This window comes from Streptomyces sp. NPDC050732 (assembly GCF_040654255.1).
In the GTDB taxonomy this organism is placed as follows: Bacteria; Actinomycetota; Actinomycetes; order Streptomycetales; family Streptomycetaceae; genus Streptomyces.
Window position 1 is genome coordinate 146728 of the sequence record NZ_JBFAHP010000010.1, and the last position, 19358, is coordinate 166085.

Annotated in this window: 20 protein-coding genes; 9 read left to right on the forward strand and 11 right to left on the reverse strand. The window is 72.3% G+C overall.

The features are described 5' to 3' along the window. The first annotated feature begins 79 nt into the window (after nt 1-79). Genes AB0H82_RS11775 through AB0H82_RS11785 form a run of 3 tightly spaced genes read left to right on the forward strand, consistent with a single transcriptional unit; the run spans nt 80 to nt 3193 of the window. On the forward strand, nt 80-847 hold the full coding sequence (locus AB0H82_RS11775; RefSeq protein ID WP_362991393.1) for an SDR family oxidoreductase: 768 nt from the start codon (nt 80-82) through the stop codon (nt 845-847). After that, nucleotides 844-2574 (forward strand): AMP-binding protein, encoded by a 1731-nt coding sequence (locus AB0H82_RS11780; protein WP_362991395.1) that lies wholly within the window; start codon nt 844-846, stop codon nt 2572-2574. Before AB0H82_RS11775 ends, AB0H82_RS11780 begins: the two co-directional genes overlap by 4 nt. 22 nt (nt 2575-2596) lie before the next feature. Then, complete coding sequence (locus AB0H82_RS11785) at nt 2597-3193, forward strand: TetR/AcrR family transcriptional regulator (protein ID WP_362991397.1); 597 nt, start codon at nt 2597-2599, stop codon at nt 3191-3193. A gap of 4 nt (nt 3194-3197) precedes the next feature. On the opposite strand, the gene AB0H82_RS11790 is transcribed toward AB0H82_RS11785, so the two are convergent. From AB0H82_RS11790 to AB0H82_RS11800, 3 genes are all read right to left on the reverse strand, one after another. Then, complete coding sequence (locus AB0H82_RS11790; protein WP_362991399.1) at nt 3198-4412, reverse strand: acyl-CoA dehydrogenase family protein; 1215 nt, start codon at nt 4410-4412, stop codon at nt 3198-3200. A 6-nt stretch (nt 4413-4418) separates the two neighbouring features. Then, complete coding sequence (locus tag AB0H82_RS11795) at nt 4419-5441, reverse strand: phosphotransferase family protein (RefSeq protein ID WP_362991401.1); 1023 nt, start codon at nt 5439-5441, stop codon at nt 4419-4421. 99 nt (nt 5442-5540) lie between these two features. Next, nucleotides 5541-5837, reverse strand: a complete 297-nt coding sequence (locus AB0H82_RS11800; RefSeq protein WP_362991403.1) for a hypothetical protein — start codon at nt 5835-5837, stop codon at nt 5541-5543. Nucleotides 5838-5976: 139 nt separating this feature from the next. On the opposite strand from AB0H82_RS11800, the gene AB0H82_RS11805 reads away from it, so the two are divergent. After that, the gene (locus tag AB0H82_RS11805) at nt 5977-6903 is read left to right on the forward strand and encodes an NADP-dependent oxidoreductase (protein WP_362991405.1); all 927 of its coding nucleotides are present in this window, start codon (nt 5977-5979) and stop codon (nt 6901-6903) included. A gap of 40 nt (nt 6904-6943) precedes the next feature. Here the strand turns inward: AB0H82_RS11805 and AB0H82_RS11810 are convergent, their stop codons facing one another. The 5 genes from AB0H82_RS11810 to AB0H82_RS11830 are packed head-to-tail and all read right to left on the reverse strand — an operon-like array spanning nt 6944 to nt 9726. Beyond that, on the reverse strand, nt 6944-7273 hold the full coding sequence (locus AB0H82_RS11810) for a DUF202 domain-containing protein (protein ID WP_362991407.1): 330 nt from the start codon (nt 7271-7273) through the stop codon (nt 6944-6946). Continuing rightward, nucleotides 7270-7662, reverse strand: coding sequence for a DUF202 domain-containing protein (locus tag AB0H82_RS11815; RefSeq protein WP_362991409.1), 393 nt, complete (start codon nt 7660-7662; stop codon nt 7270-7272). The genes AB0H82_RS11810 and AB0H82_RS11815 overlap by 4 nt, the downstream gene beginning before the upstream one ends. Before the next feature lie 57 nt (nt 7663-7719). Then, nucleotides 7720-8256: an NUDIX domain-containing protein gene (locus AB0H82_RS11820; protein ID WP_362991411.1), complete on the reverse strand. Its 537-nt coding sequence runs from the start codon at nt 8254-8256 to the stop codon at nt 7720-7722. 49 nt (nt 8257-8305) lie between these two features. Beyond that, nucleotides 8306-9076 carry a glucose 1-dehydrogenase gene (locus tag AB0H82_RS11825; protein ID WP_362991413.1) on the reverse strand — a complete coding sequence of 257 codons (771 nt, stop codon included), beginning with the start codon at nt 9074-9076 and terminating at the stop codon, nt 8306-8308. Next, entirely contained in the window at nt 9073-9726 is a 654-nt protein-coding gene (locus tag AB0H82_RS11830; protein ID WP_362991415.1) for a helix-turn-helix domain-containing protein, read from the reverse strand. Before AB0H82_RS11830 ends, AB0H82_RS11825 begins: the two co-directional genes overlap by 4 nt. A gap of 153 nt (nt 9727-9879) precedes the next feature. Here AB0H82_RS11830 and AB0H82_RS11835 point away from each other — a divergent pair, with 153 nt between their 5' ends. The 3 genes from AB0H82_RS11835 (at nt 9880) to AB0H82_RS11845 (ending at nt 14307) form a co-directional block, all read left to right on the forward strand. Further along, nucleotides 9880-11544 (forward strand): FAD-binding dehydrogenase, encoded by a 1665-nt coding sequence (locus AB0H82_RS11835; protein WP_362991417.1) that lies wholly within the window; start codon nt 9880-9882, stop codon nt 11542-11544. A 198-nt stretch (nt 11545-11742) separates the two neighbouring features. Further along, nucleotides 11743-12705, forward strand: a complete 963-nt coding sequence (locus AB0H82_RS11840; protein WP_362991419.1) for a hypothetical protein — start codon at nt 11743-11745, stop codon at nt 12703-12705. Nucleotides 12706-12741: 36 nt separating this feature from the next. After that, the gene (locus AB0H82_RS11845) at nt 12742-14307 is read left to right on the forward strand and encodes an APC family permease (protein ID WP_362991421.1); all 1566 of its coding nucleotides are present in this window, start codon (nt 12742-12744) and stop codon (nt 14305-14307) included. 83 nt (nt 14308-14390) lie between these two features. On the opposite strand, the gene AB0H82_RS11850 is transcribed toward AB0H82_RS11845, so the two are convergent. Together AB0H82_RS11850 and AB0H82_RS11855 are read right to left on the reverse strand one after the other, a co-directional pair. After that, nucleotides 14391-15788: a gluconate:H+ symporter gene (locus AB0H82_RS11850; protein WP_362991423.1), complete on the reverse strand. Its 1398-nt coding sequence runs from the start codon at nt 15786-15788 to the stop codon at nt 14391-14393. A 123-nt stretch (nt 15789-15911) separates the two neighbouring features. Next, the gene (locus tag AB0H82_RS11855) at nt 15912-16427 is read right to left on the reverse strand and encodes a gluconokinase (protein WP_362991548.1); all 516 of its coding nucleotides are present in this window, start codon (nt 16425-16427) and stop codon (nt 15912-15914) included. 138 nt (nt 16428-16565) lie between these two features. Between AB0H82_RS11855 and AB0H82_RS11860 the strand changes: the two genes are divergently transcribed. After that, nucleotides 16566-17267 carry a FadR/GntR family transcriptional regulator gene (locus AB0H82_RS11860; RefSeq protein WP_362991425.1) on the forward strand — a complete coding sequence of 234 codons (702 nt, stop codon included), beginning with the start codon at nt 16566-16568 and terminating at the stop codon, nt 17265-17267. A 38-nt stretch (nt 17268-17305) separates the two neighbouring features. After that, nucleotides 17306-17713 carry a YchJ family protein gene (locus AB0H82_RS11865; RefSeq protein WP_362991427.1) on the forward strand — a complete coding sequence of 136 codons (408 nt, stop codon included), beginning with the start codon at nt 17306-17308 and terminating at the stop codon, nt 17711-17713. Between the two features lie 25 nt (nt 17714-17738). Here the strand turns inward: AB0H82_RS11865 and AB0H82_RS11870 are convergent, their stop codons facing one another. Then, nucleotides 17739-19016 carry a lipase family protein gene (locus tag AB0H82_RS11870; protein ID WP_362991429.1) on the reverse strand — a complete coding sequence of 426 codons (1278 nt, stop codon included), beginning with the start codon at nt 19014-19016 and terminating at the stop codon, nt 17739-17741. Nucleotides 19017-19358: the final 342 nt, after the last annotated feature.

Sequence of the window (19358 nt, forward strand, 5' to 3'; positions counted from 1 at the left end):
CCTCGGCGCCCCCCTTTCGCCACGACATACCGACTGGTTAGTCTGCCAGCGAAGCCGAGCCGCGGGCCGAAGGAGAACCATGGTGGAAACCTTGCGGGACAAGGGAGTCGTCGTCACGGGCGGAGGCGGCGGCATCGGAGCCGCGCTCGCCCGCCGCTTCGCCGCGGAGGGAGCGCGCGTCGTCGTCAACGACCTGGACGGCGACCGGGCGAAGGCCGTCGCCGACGAGGTGGGCGGCATCGCCGTACCGGGCGACGCGTCCGTCGTCGTGCCGGAGGCCCGCGAGGCGCTCGGCGGCACGGTGGACGTGTACTGCGCCAACGCCGGGCTCGGCTCGGGCGGCAGCGAGGCCGCGCCCGAGGAGGTCTGGGCCGCGGCCTGGGACGTCAACGTGATGGCACACGTGCGGGCGGCCCGCGCGCTGCTGCCCGACTGGCTGGAGCGCGGCAGCGGCCGCTTCGTCTCCACGGTCTCCGCGGCGGGCCTGCTCACCATGATCGGCGCCGCCCCCTACAGCGTGTCCAAGCATGGCGCGTACGCCTTCGCCGAGTGGCTGTCGCTCACCTACCGCCACCGCGGCCTCAAGGTCCACGCGATCTGCCCGCAGGGCGTCCGCACCGACATGCTCGCCGCCACCGGCACCGCGGGCGACCTCGTGCTCACGCCCACCGCCATCGAGCCGGACGACGTCGCCGCCGCGCTCTTCGCCGGCATGGCGGAGGACCGCTTCCTGATCCTGCCGCACCCCGAGGTCGCCGCGTTCTACCGGGCCCGTGCCGAGACCCCCGACAAGTGGCTGAAGGGCATGAACCACATCCAGCAGAAGTGGGAGGCGACCGACCGGTGAACGACCCCACGCACGACCGTACGTACGACCCCACGCACGACTTCCCCCGCGGCCACCTCCCCGCCGGGTCCCCGTACGCGGCCAAGCCCTGGCTCGCCCGGCTCAACGACGCCCAGCGCGCCCCCGTGCACCCCGCCGCGTCCGTGCCCGACGCCTTCCGCGCTGCCGTCGCCCGCGCCCCCGAGCACACCGCCCTCGCCTACTTCGACGGGCGCCTGAGCTACCGCGAGACCGACGCCCTCAGTGACTCCGTCGCCGGGCACCTGGCCGCGCGCGGCGTTGCCCGCGGCGACCGCGTCGCGATCCTCCTGCAGAACACCCCGCACTTCGTGCTCGCTCTCCTCGGCGCCTGGAAGGCGGGCGCGACGGTCGTCCCCGTCAACCCCATGTACCGGTCGGCGGAGGTCGGCCACGTCTTCGCGGACGCCGGGGTGACCGCGCTGATCTGCTCGGACCGCGCCTGGGAGACGTATCTGCGCGACACCGTGGCGGGCTCGCCGGTGAGCGTCGTCCTCACCGCCTGCCAGCTCGACCTCCAGACCCGCAACGACACCCGGGTCCTCGACTTCGGGCGCCTGCCGCCCGCCGCCGACGCCGACGACCTCGTGGCGGTCGCGCGCCAGGGGCTCCCGGCCCCCGCCGACCGCGCCGTCGGCCCCTCCGACACCGCGCTGATCAGCTACACGTCGGGCACCAGCGGCGCTCCCAAGGGCGCCATGAACACCCACGGCAACATCACCTACAACGCCGAACGCCAGCGCGCCGGCTCCGGGATACCGGAAGGCGCCTGCTACTTCGCGATGGCGCCGCTCTTCCACATCACCGGCATGGTCGCGCAGGTCGCCGCGTGCATCGCCAACGCCGGCACGCTCGCGCTCGCCTACCGCTTCGAGGCCGGCGTGGTCCTCGACGCCTTCGCCGAACACCGCCCCGCCTACACGGTCGGCCCCTCCACGGCCTTCATGGCGCTGGCCGCCCACCCGTCGGTCACCCGCGCCCACTTCGACTCCTTCGCGATGATCTCCTCGGGCGGCGCGCCGCTGCCCCCGGCCCTCGTGGAGACGTTCCGCGCGTCCTTCGGCCCCTACCTCCACAACGGTTACGGCCTCACCGAGTGCACCGCGCCCTGCGCCTCCGTGCCGCCGGGACAGGAGGCCCCCGTCGACCCCGTCTCCGGCACCCTCGCCGTCGGCGTTCCGGGACCCGAGACGGTCGTACGCATCCTGGACGACCTCGGCCACGAGGTGCCGTTCGGGGAACACGGCGAGATCGTCGTCAGCGGACCGCAGGTTGTGCCCGGCTACTGGCAGCGGCCCGACGCCACCGCCGAGACCTTCCCCGACGGCGAACTGCGCACCGGCGACATCGGGTTCATGGACCCGGCCGGCTGGCTCTACGTCGTCGACCGCAAGAAGGACATGATCAACGCGTCCGGCTTCAAGGTGTGGCCCCGCGAGGTCGAGGACGTCCTCTACACCCACCCCGCCGTGCGCGAGGCGGCCGTCGTCGGCATCCCCGACAGCTACCGGGGAGAGACCGTGAAGGCGTACGTCAGCCTCCGTCCGGGCAGCGGCACGGCTTCCGACGAGCTGGCCGCGTACTGCAAGGAGCGGCTGGCCGCGTACAAATACCCGCGCGAGGTGGAGATCCTGGCGGAGCTGCCGAAGACGACAAGTGGGAAGATCCTCCGACGGGAACTGCGTTCCCGGGCACAGCACGGCAAGTGACGCGAAAGGCAGGGTGGCGGCAGTGGCCAGAACGACGGACGGTGACGGCACGCCCGTTCCGCAGCGGCTTCTCGCCGCCGCCACCAGGCTCTTCGCCGACCAGGGCTACGACCGCACGTCGGTGCAGGAGATCGTCGAGGCGGCAGGCGTCACCAAGGGCGCGCTCTACCACTACTTCGGCTCCAAGGACGACCTGCTGCACGAGGTCTACGCCCGGATGCTCCGCGTCCAGCAGGAGCGGCTCGACGCCATCGCCGACGCGGACGCCCCCGTCGCCGAGCGGGTGCGCGCTGCCGCCGCGGACGTCGTGGTCACCACCATCGACAACCTCGACGACGCGTCGATCTTCTTCCGCTCCATGCACAGTCTCAGCCCGGAGAAGAACAAGCAGGTCCGCGCCGAGCGGCGCCGCTACCACGAGCGCTTCCGGGCCCTGATCGAGGAGGGCCAGGAGTCCGGCGTCTTCTCCGCGGCGACCCCGGCGGACCTGGTGGTGGACTACCACTTCGGCTCGGTCCACCACCTGTCCACGTGGTATCGCCCGGAGGGCCCGCTCTCCCCGCAACAGGTGGCCGACCACCTGGCCGACCTCCTCCTGAGGGCCCTGCGGGCCCCATAAGGGGCTACAGGTACCGCTTCAGTTCCCGCCGCGCCAGCGACCGCTGGTGCACCTCGTCCGGCCCGTCCGCCAAGCGCAACGTCCTCGCCGCCGCCCACAGCTCCGCCAGCGGAAAGTCCTGGCTGACCCCGCCGGCGCCGTGCAGCTGCACGGCCCGGTCGAGGATGTCGACCACCGCGCGCGGGGTCGCGATCTTGATCGACTGGATCTCCGTGTGCGCGCCCCGGTTGCCGACCGTGTCCATCAGCCAGGCCGTCTTCAGGACGAGGAGCCGCAACTGCTCCACGGTGACCCGCGCGTCCGCGATCCACTCCTGCACGACGCCCTGCTGCGCGAGCGGCTTGCCGAACGCCGTGCGGGACACGGCCCGCCGGCACATCAGCTCGATGGCACGCTCGGCCATGCCGATCAGCCGCATGCAGTGGTGGATGCGGCCCGGGCCGAGCCGCGCCTGCGCGATGGCGAAGCCGCCGCCCTCCTCGCCGATCAGGTTCGACACGGGGACCCGGGCGTGGTCGAAGACGACCTCCGCGTGGCCGCCGTGGTAGTGGTCCTCGTAGCCGTACACCCGCATGGCGCGCCGGACTTCGAGGCCCGGGGTGTCGCGCGGGACGAGGACCATGGACTGCTGGCGGCGGATGTCGGCGCCGTCGGGGTCGGTCTTGCCCATCACGATGAAGATCTCGCAGTCCGGGTTCATCGCCCCGGATATGTACCACTTGCGGCCGGTGATGACGTAGTCGTCGCCGTCGCGCTCGATGTGCGTCGTGATGTTCGTGGCGTCGGAGGAGGCCACCTCCGGCTCGGTCATCGCGAACGCCGAACGGATCTCACCGGCGAGCAGCGGCTCCAGCCACCGCTTCTTCTGCTCGTCCGTGCCGAACTGCGCGAGTACCTCCATGTTGCCGGTGTCGGGCGCCGCGCAGTTCAGCGCGGTGGGCGCCAACTGCGGGGAGCGGCCGGTTATCTCGGCGAGCGGCGCGTACTGGAGGTTGGTGAGTCCGGCGCCGTGCTCCCCGTCCGGCAGGAAGAGGTTCCACAGACCCCGTCTACGGGCCTCCGCCTTCAGCTCCTTGACCACGGCGGGCGTGTCCCAGGGCGAGGCCAGCGCGGCGCGCTGCTCGTCGGCGACGGCCTCGGCCGGGTACACGTGCTCGTCCATGAAGGCGAGGAGCCTGGCCCGCAGCTCTTCGGTGCGGGCGTCGAATGCGAAGTCCACGGGAGATCAGCCTTCCTGGAGGGTCGTCAGGCCGTGTTCGATGAACACGGGCACCAGTTCGCCGATGCGGTCGAAGCCCGCTCCGACCGTCTGGCCCAGCGTGTAGCGGTAGTGGATGCCCTCCAGGATCACGGCGAGCTTGAACCACGCGAACGCCGTGTACCAGGAGATCGCCGACACGTCGCGCCCCGAGCGCGCGGCGTACCGCTCGATCAGCTCGGCCGGCTCGGGGTGGCCCGGCGCGCCCGCCGTGGTGCTGACGGGGGAGTCGGGCACCTCCAGCTTCGCGCTGTACATCACGAGCAGGCCCAGGTCGGTGAGCGGATCGCCGAGCGTCGACATCTCCCAGTCGAGGATGGCCTTGATCCGGTCGTCGTCGCCGATCAGGACGTTGTCCAGGCGGTAGTCGCCGTGGACGACGGTCGGGGCGGGCGAGCCGGGCAGCGAGCGGCCGAGCGCCGCGTGCAGCTCGTCGATGCCGGCGAGTTCGCGGTTGCGGGAGGCGTCGAGCTGCTTGCCCCAGCGGCGCAGCTGCCGGTCGAGGAACCCCTCGGGCCGCCCGAAGTCGCCGAGCCCGACCGCCGCCGGGTCCACGGCGTGCAGGTCGACGAGGGTGTCGACGAGGCCGAGCACCGCGTCCCTGGTGCGCCCGGGGCCGAGCGGGGCCAGCTCCTCGGCGGTGCGGTACGGCGTCCCGTCCACGAACTCCATCACGTAGAAGGGCGATCCGGTCACGGCGTCGTCCTGGCAGAGCAGCACGGGTGCGGGCACCGGCACGTCCGTGGGGTGCAGCGCCTCGATCACGCGGTACTCGCGCCTCATGTCGTGCGCGGTGGCGAGGACGTGGCCCAGCGGGGGCCGCCGCACCACCCAGCGCGAGGCGCCGTCGGTGACCGCGTAGGTGAGGTTGGACCGGCCGCCCTCGATCAGCCGCGCGGTGAGCGGCCCGCCGACCAGGCCGGGCCGCTCGCGGTCGAGGTGGCCGCGCAACTGGTCGAGGTCGAGGCCCGGCGGGTGGTCTGCGCTCATCTTCGCTCCTGATCGGCGTGGTGGTGGCGTGCCACACCATGATGCCGACCAGTCGGTATGCCGTCCAGAGGTCCCCGCCTCAGGCCTTCCGCGGAGCGGTCAGTGGTCGTCCCAGTGTCCGTCGTGCTCCGCGTGCCGGTGACCGTCGTGGAGGTAGTCGACGTGGTCGCCGTGGAGGACGGAGGCGTGCCCGCAGCCGTCGCCGTGCCGGTGGTCATGGCCCTGGTGGGCGACGTGCCCGGCCGGCTCGCACTCGTCCCAGTGGCCGGAGTGCAGACGGTGCATGTGTCCGTCGTGCGCGTAGTCGACGTGGTCGCCGTGCGGCACCTCGGGGTGGCCGCAGGCGGGGCCGTGGATGTGGTCGTGCACCGGGTGTTCGTGGTGGAGCGTGGTCATGACGCGCACCTTCTGTGACTTCCGGGGATGGGGTGACCCTCTCAGGCTAGCCCCCGATGCCCCGCTAATTCCTTTATGCGAGTCTTGTCGTTGTTTCCCTGTCCTCCGCTGTCTCCCTGTCCTCCGCGAAGGCGACCCCATGAAGGCGATCAGCTACCGCAGCTACGGCGGGCCCGAAGTCCTTGAGTACGGAGAGGTGCGCGACCCCAAGGTCGGGCCGGACTCCGTCCTGGTGAAGGTGCGCGCCGCGGCCGTGAACCCCGTCGACTGGAAGTGCCGCGAGGGCCACCTCGACGGCCTCCTGGAACCGGTCTTCCCCGTGGTCCCCGGCTGGGACGTCGCGGGCGTCGTCGTCCAGCCGGGCGCCTCCGCCCCGGAGTTCGCCGTCGGCGACGAGGTCATCGGCTATGTGCGCGAGGACTTCCTCTCGCGCGGCACCTTCGCGGAGTACGTCGCGGCCCCCGTGCGCACCCTCGCCCGCAAGCCGCGCAACCTCACCTTCGAGGAAGCCGCGGGCCTGCCGCTCGCCGGCCTCACCGCCTACCAGGTCATCGACCAGGCACTGAAGGTGACCGAGGGGGACGTGGTCCTCGTGCACGCGGCGGCCGGTGGCGTCGGCTCGATCGCGGTGCAGCTCGCCCGGCACGCGGGAGCCCGGGTCATCGGCACCGCGAGCGAGCGCAACCACGACTACCTGCGGGAGCTCGGCGCCGAGCCGGTCACGTACGGCGACGGGCTCGTGGAACGGGTGCGCGCGCTCGTCGAGGAGGGGGTCGACGCGGCCTTCGACACGATCGGCGGCGACACGCTCAAGGCGTCCGCCGAACTCCTCGCGCCCGGCGGCCGGCTGGCGTCCATCGCGGACGGCGCGGTGATCGGCATGGGCGGCCACTACTGCTTCGTACGCCCCGTCGCCGCCGACCTCCAGCGCCTGTCCGAGCTCGCGGAACAGGACGTCGTGACCGTCCACGTGGACGCGACGTTCCCGCTGGAGCGGGCGGCCGACGCACACCGGCTGAGCGAGGAGGGGCGCACCCGCGGCAAGATCGTGGTGACGGTGGACTGAGCGGACCGGAGCCCGGGGGGACCGGGGCCCCGAGGGATGCTCAGACGAGCATCAGCGCCGCGCACACCGCCAGCGCGAGCGTGCACAGTGCCGCCGTCCACGCCGACCGGAGCGGCAGCGTCCGCGGTGGGTGCGACGTCAGGACGGTCATCCTGCGGTGGGCGACCAGCAGGAACCCGAGCCAGAGCAGCAGGCACACCGCGCAGGCCAGCACGCCGAGCGCGGTGGTCCCGTCGTGGAGCACCGCGCGGGCGGCGAGCACCGCGGCGACCGTGCACGACAGCGTGGTGCGCCGCCAGGCGAGGCGGGTGCGCTCCGGTTGCAGGCCCGGGTCGCGGACCCGCCCGTCCTCCGGTCCCCGCCGGGTCACCCCTCCCACCCGAAGAGCACGACCACCACCATGGCGAGCGCGACCACCGCGACCACCAGGCTCAGCACGGTCGGGAAGCGGCCGGCCGGCAGGTCGTCGCCGCGCCGCATGGCGCGTTCGCAGCGCACCCAGTGGTTCACCGCGCGCAGCGAGCACAGGACGCCCGCGGCGAGCAGCGCGAGGGCGAGCCCGATCCGCCAACCCCACCGCAGGTCCGGCAGGAACTGGTCGACGGCGAAGCCACCGCCGATCAGCGCCAGCGCGGTGCGCAGCCAGGCCAGGAAGGTGCGTTCGTTGGCGAGCGAGAAGCGGTAGTCGGGGGTGTCACCCTCCTCGCGGACGCGCTCCGGGGCGAACCACAGGCGCAGATTCTGTACGAAGTTGCTCACGGCCGCACCATAAGCCGTGGTCACGGGTGCCGCGGTGAGCGGCGTCCGCCCCGGCGATCAGCTCGCGCGGAAGGCCCGCAGGCGGTGGTAGGCGTCGAGTCCGTCCGGCACCCACTCCCACTCGTCGAGCCGTCGCGCCAGCTCGTCCTCGGTGACGAAGGAGTGCCAGGCGACCTCCTCGACCTGCGGCTGCACCGGCAGCTCGCAGCGGACTTCATAGAGGTACGACCACCAGGTCTTCCCCGCGCCGCCGTCGTACAGGAACTTGAACAGCGGAGTGGGGCGCGGCAGCCCCCGTACGCCCAGCTCCTCCTCCGCCTCGCGCAGCGCCGCGTCGTCGTACGACTCGCCCGCCCCGACCACGCCGCCCACGAACATGTCGTACAGCGAGGGGAAGACCAGTTTGGCCGGGGTGCGGCGGTGCACGAAGACGCGGTCCTCCGCGTCCCGCGCCAGGACGAACACGCAGCGGTGGCGCAGGCCGCGCGCGTACGCCTCGCCGCGCGGGGCCTCGCCGACCACGTGGTCGTGCTCGTCGACGATGGTGATCATCTCTGTGCGGGGGTCGGGCACGGGTCCACTGTTCGCCGTCATGCCGCCATCCAACCCCACGCCGGTCGCGACGCCGGGCGGCGGGTCCGGGTCACTGCCCCATGACGTACTTGACGGTGGGGCCGGCCGTCCAGCCGCCGTCGACGGCCAGTTCGGCGCCGGTCACGTAGGACGCGGCGTCGGAGAGCAGGAAGACCATCGCGCCCGCGATCTCGTGCGGCTCGCCGACCCGGCCCATCGGGGTGTTGGGGTACTTGCCCTCGCCCCGCTCGATGCCTATCTGCGCGGTCATCGGGGTGTACGTCATGCCGGGGTGGACGGAGTTGACGCGGATCCGGGCCGTGCCGAGCTCGACGGCGCCGATCTTGGTGAGGCCGCGCACGCCCCACTTCGACGCGCCGTAACCGGCGGTGAGCGCGAGGCCCATCAGGCCCGCGGCGGAGGAGACGTTGACGATCGAGCCGCCCCCGGCCTCCTTCATGGCGGGCACGACGGTCTTCATGCCGATGAACACGCCGGTGAGGTTGATGTCGAGGACCTTGCGGAAGTGCTCGACGGACTCGGACTCCAGGAACTGGCCGGTGGAGACACCGGCGTTGTTCACCAGGCCGTGGAGCGCGCCGAACTCGGTGACCGCGAGGTCGGCGACGCGCTGCCAGTCCGCCTCGGACGTCACGTCGTGGGGTGCGAAGCGGGCGCGCTCGCCGAGCTCGGCGGCGGTGGCGCGGCCCTCCTCGTCGAGCACGTCGGTCAGGACGACGTTGGCTCCCGCGGCGACGGCCTGCCGGGCGGCCTCGGCGCCGAGCCCGCGTGCGGCGCCGGTGATGACGACGGTCCTGCCGGTGAGGTCGTGCTGGGTCATGGGGTCTCTCCAAGGGTGGGTCGCGGGGCCCGCAGCAGCGCCGCGGTGGTCTCGACGAGGTCGGCGAGGAAGACGTCCTCGCCGGTCAGGGGGGTGGTCCCGGCCAGGTACTGACAGGCGCGGTCGCCCAGGGCGGCGCCGATCACCGTGAGCGCGAGGTCGACGCGTTCGAGCCGGAGGGGTTCCGGCAGGCCGGGTGCCGGGCGGGTCAGACAGTCCTCGATCCGGCCGATCACGGTCCAGTAGACGGTGCCGGCGAGGGTGGGGTGCGGGGTGCGGGTGCGCACCCCGCTCTCGTGGCTGAGCTGGGCGGAGATGCGCAGACAGCGCCGCCCGCGCTCGGTGCGCAACTCGCCCGCCTCGGCGTTCACCAGGGCGGTCAGGAGTCCGCGCAGGTCCGCCGCGGCGCCTCCGGCGCGCTCCAGCTCGGCGGCGAGCACCTGCTCGGTGCGCTGCTGGCGCGCGGCCATCACGGCGTCGAGGAGGCCGCCGCGGGAGCCGAAGTGGTACTGCACTGCGGAGGGGTTGCTCTGTCCCGCGAGCCGGACGATGTCGCGCAGCTGGGCGCCGTCGACGCCCTGGGCGGCGAAGACCTCCTCGCCGGCGCGGATGAGCTTCTCCCGGGTCTCCGGGCCCGATGTCCTTGCCATGAGCGCATGTTAATGCTGGCCATTATTAAAAGCGAGCGAAGGTTCCCTTCCGCCGCCCGGTTGACGTGCGTCACACCGCTGCCCAGGATTCGACCTGCACGGGACATGACCCACCAGTAACCTTGCGGGACCTTGTCGAGGAGGACGACCTCTATGGCGTACGACGCAGATGTGATCGTGATCGGGGCGGGGCTCGCCGGACTGGCGGCGACCGCGGAGCTCGTCGACGCGGGCCGCCGGGTCATCCTCCTCGACCAGGAGCCGGAGCAATCGCTCGGCGGTCAGGCGCACTGGTCCTTCGGTGGCCTCTTCTTCGTGAACTCGCCCGAACAGCGGCGGATGCGGATCAAGGACTCCCACGCGCTCGCCCTCCAGGACTGGATGGGCACGGCCGCCTTCGACCGGCCCGAGGACCACTGGCCGCGCAAGTGGGCCGAGGCGTACGTCGACTTCGCCGCCGGTGAGAAGCGGCCCTGGCTGCACGGCCAGGGCGTCAGGTTCTTCCCCGTCGTCGGCTGGGCGGAGCGCGGCGGCTACGACGCGCAGGGCCACGGCAACTCGGTGCCCCGCTTCCACATCACCTGGGGGACGGGCCCCGGGCTGCTCGCGCCGTTCATCCGGCGGGTGCGCGCCGGAGCCGCGCGCGGCCTCGTCCAGCTGCGGTTCCGGCACCGCGTCACCGGGCTCTCGCGCACCGGCGGCAGCGTCGACACGGTCACCGGCGAGATCCTGGAGCCGTCGGCCGTCGAGCGGGGCACGGCCAGCAGCCGCGAGGTGACAGGGAGCTTCGAACTCCGTGCGCGGGCGGTGATCGTCACCTCCGGCGGCATCGGCGGCAACCACGACCTCGTCCGCGCCAACTGGCCCGAGCGGCTCGGCACCCCGCCCCGCAAGATGATCTCCGGCGTCCCCGCGCACGTGGACGGCAGGATGCTCGGCATCACGGAGGACGCCGGGGCCCGCCTCATCAACCGCGACCGCATGTGGCACTACACCGAGGGCATCGAGAACTGGAACCCCATCTGGGAGCGGCACGGCATCCGCATCCTGCCGGGCCCCTCGTCCCTCTGGCTCGACGCGCACGGCAGGCGCCTGCCCGTCCCCCTCTTCCCCGGCTTCGACACGCTCGGCACCCTCGACCACATCATGAAGACCGGCTACGACTACACGTGGTTCGTCCTCAACCAGCGCATCATCGGCAAGGAGTTCACCCTCAGCGGCTCCGAGCAGAACCCCGACCTGACCGGCAAGTCGGTGCGCGGCGTAGTCGACCGGGCCAGGTCCGAAGTGCCGGGACCCGTCAAGGCGTTCATGGACCACGGCGTCGACTTCGTCGTCGAGAAGGACCTCGGCGCCCTCGTGCGCGGCATGAACGCGCTCACCGGAGACGCGGCGGCCCCCCTCATCGACGAGGACGACCTGCACCGCACCATCGCCGCCCGCGACCGCGAGATCGCCAACCCCTTCACCAAGGACCTCCAGGTCACGGCCGTCCGCGGCGCCCGCAAGTTCCTCGGCGACCGCCTCATCCGCGCCGCCGCCCCGCACCGCATCCTCGACCCCAAGGCCGGCCCGCTCGTCGCCGTCCGCCTCAACATCCTCACCCGCAAGACCCTCGGCGGCCTGGAGACCGACCTCTCCTCACGCGTCCTGACCGAGGGCGGCGAGCCCCTGCCGGGCGTGTACGCGGCCGGGGAGGCCGCCGGCTTCGGCGGCGGGGGAGTGCACGGCTACCGCTCCCTCGAAGGCACCTTCCTCGGCGGCTGCCTCTTCTCGGGGCGCACGGCGGGCCGCGCGGCCGCCCGAGCGGTGAACTGACGCGCGGTCCAGCGGGAGTTGAGCGGCTCTCGACCGACGGAGGGTAACGGGGTCGACCCATGTGACGGGCGAAGTCTGCGGATTTTGAAATGAGTTGGTGAAGGCAGGGCACCGCCAAGCCTTGACGTGGAGCAGTGCCTACCGCTTTGCTGTGCGTGATCATCCGCTCGCAAGCCGCGCCGGGGAGGACGTCCCGCGGTGTCACCACCCCCACCCCCACTGGGCCGGTCCCGCAAAAAAGCCGCGGGGCACGCCTTCGACGCCGCACTCGACGACGCCGAACTCGTCACCGCCCGGGCGGCACTCGCACAGGGCCGCTGGACCGAGGTGCGCGCACTGCTCGCCGCCACCGGCGACGACTGGGACCGCAGGGGACACCGCTTCGACGTACTGGGCCAGGAGCCGACCACCGGCGCGTGGGCCCGCGACTGGCAGCTCGCCGAGCCCGAGAGCCACGACGCCGAGGTACTCCTCGCCTTCGCCGCCGTGCACAAGGCGCTGCGCGGCAAGGAGCGCTCGGACCGGGTGCGGGCCCGCTGCCGCGACGCCGCCGCACGCGTCCCCGCCGACCCGACGCCGATCCTCGCGCTGCTCCTCCTCGAACGCTCACTGGGCCACGAGGAGGACGTCGTACGCCTCTTCGACGAGATCCGGCACCGCCACCCCGAACACCACCACGCCCACCACCTGATGGTCGCCCGGCTCGCCGAGCGGCGCCCCGGCGCGGGCCAGGACCCGATGCACGAGGTGTACGACTTCGCGGCCTGGGCCGCCGAACAGGCGCCCGCCGACTCGCCGCTGGCCGTGCTGCCCGTCGTCGCGCACGCCGAGCGCTACCGCGTCCTCGCCGCCGCCGGCCTCGAACCGCCCGACCCGGCCGCGTCAGGACACTGGGTCGGGCGGCGCGCCCGCGGCGTCATGAAGGCCGCCTTCGACTGGTGGCTGGAGTGGGAGACGCCCGACGAGACCGCCCACCCGCGCTGCCACGTCGACCTCAACTTCCTTGCCCACGCGAAGTCCTGCGAGGGCAGGGCGGCCGAAGCCGCCGCGCTCTTCCACCGCATCGGACGGCACGCGACCCCGGCCCCCTGGTCGTACCCGGACCGGGACCCGTACGCGGCGTTCACCGCCGCGCGGGCCACCGCGTTCGGCGCGGCCTGAAGCACTCTCCCCCATCCCCGAAAGGACAACCGCGCCATGGCGACGGGAAGTTCGAGCCCGAGCGGCACCAGATCCCCCAGCGACCCGACGGGCGGCACCGGGATCAGCACGTACAAGGGGCAGGAGCAGGCGCTGCGCGCGGGCCGGCTCGGCACGGCAGGACTGCTGCTCTCCGTGCTCGCCGCGACCGGGCCCCTGATGGTCGTCGCCGGCGTCATGCCCACCACGTACGGCGTGATGGGCATCGTCGGACAGCCCCTCCTCTTCCTCATCCTCGGCGTCGTCCTCGCGCTCTTCAGCCTCGGGTACGCCGAGATGAGCCGGCACGTCCACAACGCCGGCGCGTTCTACGCCTACATATCCCGCGGCCTCGGCGGCACCGCGGGCGCCGGCGCCGCGCTGGTCGCCCTCGTCGCCTACAGCGCCCTCCAGGCCGGCCTCTACGGACTGCTCGGCTTCGAGGTGTCGGGGCTGCTCCAGACGTACTTCGAGGTCGAGGTCGCCTGGTGGATCCCGGCGCTCGTCACCGTCGCCCTCGTCGGCGTCCTCGCCTGGCTGAAGATCGACCTCAACGCGCGCGTGCTCGGCGTCCTGCTCCTCATCGAGGTGGCGCTCGTCGTCATCTTCGACATCGCGGCCGTCGTCGACCCGGCCAAGGAGGGCCTCTCGCTGCACGCGTTCAACCCGGACACGCTCACCGGCGCGGGCGTGGCCACCTCGCTCTGCTTCTGCATCGCCGCCTTCACCGGCTTCGAGCAGGCCCCCGTGTACGCCGAGGAGACCAGCCGCCCCCAGGTCGTCGTCGCCCGCGTGATGTTCTTCGCCGTCGGCTTCGTCGCCGTCTTCTTCGCACTCAGCTCCTGGGCGCTGACGGTCGCCGCGGGCCCGTCCGGCATCGTCCCCGCCGCGCAGGAACAGAGCGCGGGCCTGCTCTTCGGCCTCACCGAGTCCCGGCTCGGCGGCACCTTCACCGACGTACTGCACGTCCTGTTCGTCACCGGCATGTTCGCGGCGATCCTCAGCTTCCACAACGTCGTCGCGCGGTACGCGTTCGCGATGGGCCGCGAGGGACTGCTGCCCGCCGCGTTCGCCCGCACGAACCGGTCCACGGGCGCGCCGGGCACGGGCTCGCTGCTCCAGACCGTCGTCTCCGTGGTGGTCGTGATCGGCTTCGCCCTCGCCGACGACGGCAAGGCGGGCGACCCGACCGCGCCCGTCCTCCACCTGTTCACCTGGGGCGGCAACATCGGCGCCCTCGGCGTCATCCTGCTGATGGCCACCGCGTCCGTCGCCGTCATCGTCTTCTTCGCCCGCCGCGGCGCCGCGCGCGCCCAGGCCTGGCGGATCGCCGCGTCCGCGCTCGCCGCGGTAGGGCTGCTCGTCATCGCGGGCTACACCGTCAAGGACTTCGACGTCCTCGTCGGCGCGGGCGAGGGCTCGGCGCTCAGCTGGGTGCTGCCCGGCGTCATCTTCGCCGCGGCGGTGATCGGCATCCTCCACGGCCTGATCCTCCGGTCCAGGAATCCGGAGGCGCATGCGCGGATCGGCCTGGGGAACGAGGCGTTCCAGTTGGAAAAGGCCTCCGGGAGTACTCAGTTGTGACGAAACGCCGGAGGGGCTGACCAGGTCAGCCCCTCCGGCGTTTGAGGAGCGTGGTCTGGGGCGGAGCCCCAGGAGACGGCGCGCTAGATGACCAGTGACAGGAGCAGGACCAGGCCGCCCGCCACCACGGAGATGATCGTCTCCATGACGGACCACGTCTTGATCGTCTGGCCGACGTCAAGGCCGAAGTACTCCTTGACCAGCCAGAACCCCGCGTCGTTGACGTGCGAGAAGAAGAGCGAACCCGCACCGATCGCGAGCACGAGCAGCGCCGTGTGCGAGGTCGACATGTCGGCGGCGAGCGGCGCCACCAGACCCGCCGCGGAGATCGTCGCGACCGTCGCGGAGCCCGTCGCGAGCCGGATGGCCACCGCGATCAGCCAGGCCAGGAGCAGCGCGGGGATCGACCAGTCCTTGGAGAAGTCCAGGATCATCTGGCCCACGCCGACGTCGATGAGCGTCTGCTTGAAGCCGCCGCCCGCGCCCACGATCATCAGCACGCCCGCGATCGGGGCGAGGGACTTCTCGACGGTCGTCGACAGCCGGTCCTTGGTGAACCCGGCCGCCCGGCCCAGCGTGAACATGCCGACGATCACCGCGGCGAGCAGGGCGATCAGCGGCGACCCGATGACGTCGAAGACCCGCTGCACGGTGGCCTCGGGGTCGTCGACCACGATGTCCACCAGCGCCTTGGCCAGCATCAGCACGACGGGCAGCAGCACGGTCGCCACCGTCGCGCCGAAGCCGGGACGCCTGTCCAGGTCCTCCGAAGGGCGCTGCGGGATCATCTTCTCGGGGGCCGGTACGTCCACCCAGCGGGCCGCGACCTTCGAGAACAGCGGACCCGCGATGATCACCGTGGGGATGGCGACGAGGACGCCGAGCGCGAGCGTGACACCGAGGTTGGCCTCGACCGCGTCGATCGCGACGAGCGGGCCGGGGTGCGGCGGGATGAGCCCGTGCATCACGGACAGACCGGCGAGCGCCGGGATGCCGATCCGCATCAGCGAGTAGTTGCCGCGCTTGGCGACCATCAGGACGACCGGGATCAGCAGCACGATGCCGACCTCGAAGAAGAGCGGCAGACCGATCACCGAGGCGATGAGGACCATCGCCCAGGGCATCGCGCGCCCGCCGGCCTTGGCGAGGATCGTGTCGACGATCTGGTCGGCACCCCCGGAGTCGGCGAGCAGCTTGCCGAGGATCGCGCCGAGCGCGATGAGCACACCGACACCCGCGACCGTCGAGCCGAGCCCGCCGGTGAAGCTGGTGATGGCCTTGTCGAGCGGGGCACCGGCGAAGGCGCCGAGCGCGAGTGACCCGACGGTCAGCGCGAGGAAGGCGTGCAGCTTGAACTTGGTGATGAGCAGGACGATGACGGCGATGCCCGCGAGGACGGCGATCCCCAGCTGGGCATGGCCCGCCGAGGTGATCGGCTCGACGGGCTCCGCTGCCAACATCTCGACGCTGAGATGGGTCACGGTGGCTTCCTTGGACGTGGGTACGTGATGGTGGTGCGGTGCGGGGGCGCGCCCAAGGGGCGCGGGGAACTGCGCGACCAGCCACAGGTGGCCCGCAGATCAGAGACCTTCCGGCGGGAGCGCTCAGCCGAGTCGACCGAGCGCCGCGACGGCCCGGTCGGCGATCTCCTCGGGGTCACCCGAGACGTCGACGGCGACACCCGCCTCGTCCGCCCCAAGGGGCTGCAACGTGGCGAACTGCGAATCGAGCAACGCCGTAGGCATGAAGTGCCCCTGCCGATGCGACATCCGGTCCTCGATGAGGGCCCGGTCACCGGTGAGGTGGACGAAGACGACATCGGGCGCGGCGGCCCGCAGCCGATCGCGATAGCTCCGCTTCAGCGCCGAGCTGCTGACCACCCCGCCGAGCCCGGCCCGCCCGTGCGCCCAGGCGCCGATGGCGTCGAGCCAGGGCCACCGGTCGTCGTCGGTGAGCGGCGTGCCGGAGGACATCTTCGCGATGTTCTCCGCCGGGTGGAAGTCGTCGCCCTCGGCGTAGGGAACGCCGAGCCGGTCCGCGAGCAGGGGCCCGATCGTGGTCTTGCCGGTCCCTGCCACGCCCATGACCACGACGACGTGGGGGGTGCGCCGTTCCTGCATCGCGTACTGCCTCGCTGTCTTCATCGACATCGGTCGGTTGTTCACGTCACTGAAACCCATTAGGTCTGACGAATTCAAGAGACTGTGACATAAAAGTCTGACTTATTGTTCCCGGGGTGCCCCTCGTAGGCTTCCGTCATGACCGCACATGCCCGAGGGCTGCACTCCCGCGTACTGGAAAGCCTCGGGCCCGCCATCACCGCCGGCGAGTACCCGCCGGGCAGCGTGTTGCGCACGGACGAGCTGGGCCAGCGCTTCGAGGTGTCGCGCTCCGTGATGCGGGAGGCGGTCCGCGTCCTGGAGTCCATGCACCTCGTCGAGTCGCGCCGCCGCGTGGGCGTCACCGTGCTCCCCGCCGACCAGTGGAACGTCTACGACCCGCAGGTCATCCGGTGGCGCCTCGCCGGTGCCGACCGGCCCCGGCAGCTGCGCTCCCTGACCGTCCTGCGCTCGGCGGTCGAACCGGTCGCCGCGGGGCTCGCCGCCCGGCACGCGACGGCCGCCCAGTGCGCGGAGCTCACCGAGTGCGCCATCGGGATGGTCGCCCACTCGCGCGGCCACCAGCTGGAGGACTACCTGAAGCACGACGTCGCCTTCCACCGGGTCATCCTCAACGCGTCCGGCAACGAGATGTTCGCCCGGCTCGGCGACGTCGTCGCCGAGGTCCTGACGGGACGTACCGCGCACCAGGTGATGTTCGAGGACCCCGACCCACCCGCCGTCACCCTGCACGTCCAGGTCGCCGAGGCGGTCAGGGAGGGCGACGCGGTCCGCGCGGAGGCGCTGACGCGGGAGATCGCCCTCGGCGCCCTGGAGGAGCTGGACATCCTCGCGCCCTGAGGCCGGGACCCGCGGGGCGGTCGGCGACAATGGGCGCCATGTCCCGACGCGCGCCACGCCCCACCGCCACGTCCTGCCCCTGCGGGCACCCCCTGCCGTACGAGAAGTGCTGCGGCAGGCTGCACCGCGGCGAGGCCGCCGCGGCCACCCCCGAGGAGCTGATGCGCTCCCGCTACAGCGCCTTCGCCGTCCGGGACGAGGGTTACCTGCTGCGCACCTGGCACCCGCGGACCAGGCCGCCGCGCGTCGACTTCGACCCGGCGCTGCGCTGGGTGGGCCTGGACATCGAGGCGACCACGGAGGGCACGGCGTTCCACACCACCGGCACGGTCACCTTCCGTGCTAGATACACGGACGGTGGCCGCCCGGACGCACTGCACGAGCGCAGCCGCTTCGAGCGCACCGACGGAGCATGGGTCTACGTCGACGGCGCCTTCATCGACTAGGTCGCGTTCTCACCGGGCGGCGCCCTCACAGCACGTCCCCGAACTCGCTCAACACCCCCGGCGGGGTCAGCGCATTGACATAGTGCCCCGGCCCGTGGTCCTCGAACGAGTACGTGAACGGAATCGTCCGGGTCAGCGCCAGGCGCGCCGCGAAGAACGCCAGCGGCGCCACCACCGCGAGCCCGGCGAGGCTGTCCATCTGCGGATAGTGCAGGCCGGGGTCGCTCACCTCCGCCCAGCCGCCCGCCCGCGGCCCCCGCGCCAGCTCGGACAGGGAGCGCCCGGCCGCCCGCGCCCTGCGGCCCGCCATCCGCCGCAGCTGCCCGCGCAGCAGGTCGCCCGGGAGCGAGACCGCGTCGATCGCCGTCTCCGCCGCGAAGGCGAGCGTCCCCTCCGCCACCCCGCGGGGCCTGCGGTAGTGCAGCTCGCGGCCGAAGGGGGCGTACGGCCCGACGGGCCGCGGCGGCAGCGCGGGCACGACGTCACGGTCGAAGATGTAGCGCAACAGCCGGTCCCGCAGGACGTACTCGCCCCGGTGGTCGGTGGCGCGCGCGCAGGCGTCGGCGAACTCGGGCCCGCCGAGCAGCGGCTGGCCGAAGGTGTAGACGGCCCGCAGCCGTTCGGCGACGGAGTGGTAGCGCGGCTCGTGGGCCAGGACGACACCCATCAGCGCGGCCATCGCCCCGCCGAGGCTGTGCCCGGTGATGTACAGCGCCTCCATGCCGTCGCCGCGTACGCCCTTCTCCTCGGGGTCGACCGACTCGCCGCGGGCCGCCCGGTCGAGGGCCTGCATGATCAGGTGCCGGGTGGCGCGCATGTTGCGGTAGAAGCCCGCGTGCACCTCGTGACGCTCGCCCGCCAGGTCCACGCAGAGGGTCTCGGGGCGTACGTCGGCGTCGGTGAGGATGCTGATGATGTCCTCGGGCTGGGTGCCGCGGTAGCAGAGGATCACCACCCGCCGGTCCTTGTCCTGGATCAGATACGCGGCCGACGCGATGTACATGGCGTCCACCCGCTGCTCGAAGACCCGGCAGCGGTTCTCCTCCAGGCCGAGCCTCGACATGATCATGGCGACCGTGCGCGGATCGCCGACCCGGCCGGCACCGGCGTACGCGTACGCGGCGCACGTCGCCATGGTGTGCGGGACGGGCCCCTCGGTGTCCGGCAGCCCCTTGTCCGCGGCCAGCAGGTCCACCAGGTCACGGTGGACGGGGAAGGCCGGGTGCCCCGGCGCCCCCTCGGTGGGCTCCTTGAACGGGCGCAGCTCCGCGAAGCTCGGCCCCCTGGCGAAGTCGTCCCGCATGACGTTCCCCCCACAACGAGCGTTGGCTGCACCGGAGTTGCGAGCACACCACCGGCCCGGCACACCGTCAACTCACCGGCGCCGCGGCGGCCGGCACCCGACGGGACTTGGCCATCGCGCGCAGCCCGCGCGTGGGGCTGGTGGGAAAAGGAGAATCACACGGGGTGTGAACCAAGCACCCACCGCCGCCCGCCGCACCCGGGGCAACCCCGCCCACGGGCCCAAACACCCTGCCCCGCCCGCCAGTTCGAGGCACCGGCGAGGCCTCGCACATAGGCGGGAACCCTCGCTGCGGCCGACCGGTGCCGCCAGTAGCGTCTGCCTGCCTGCCCCCTGTCCCGT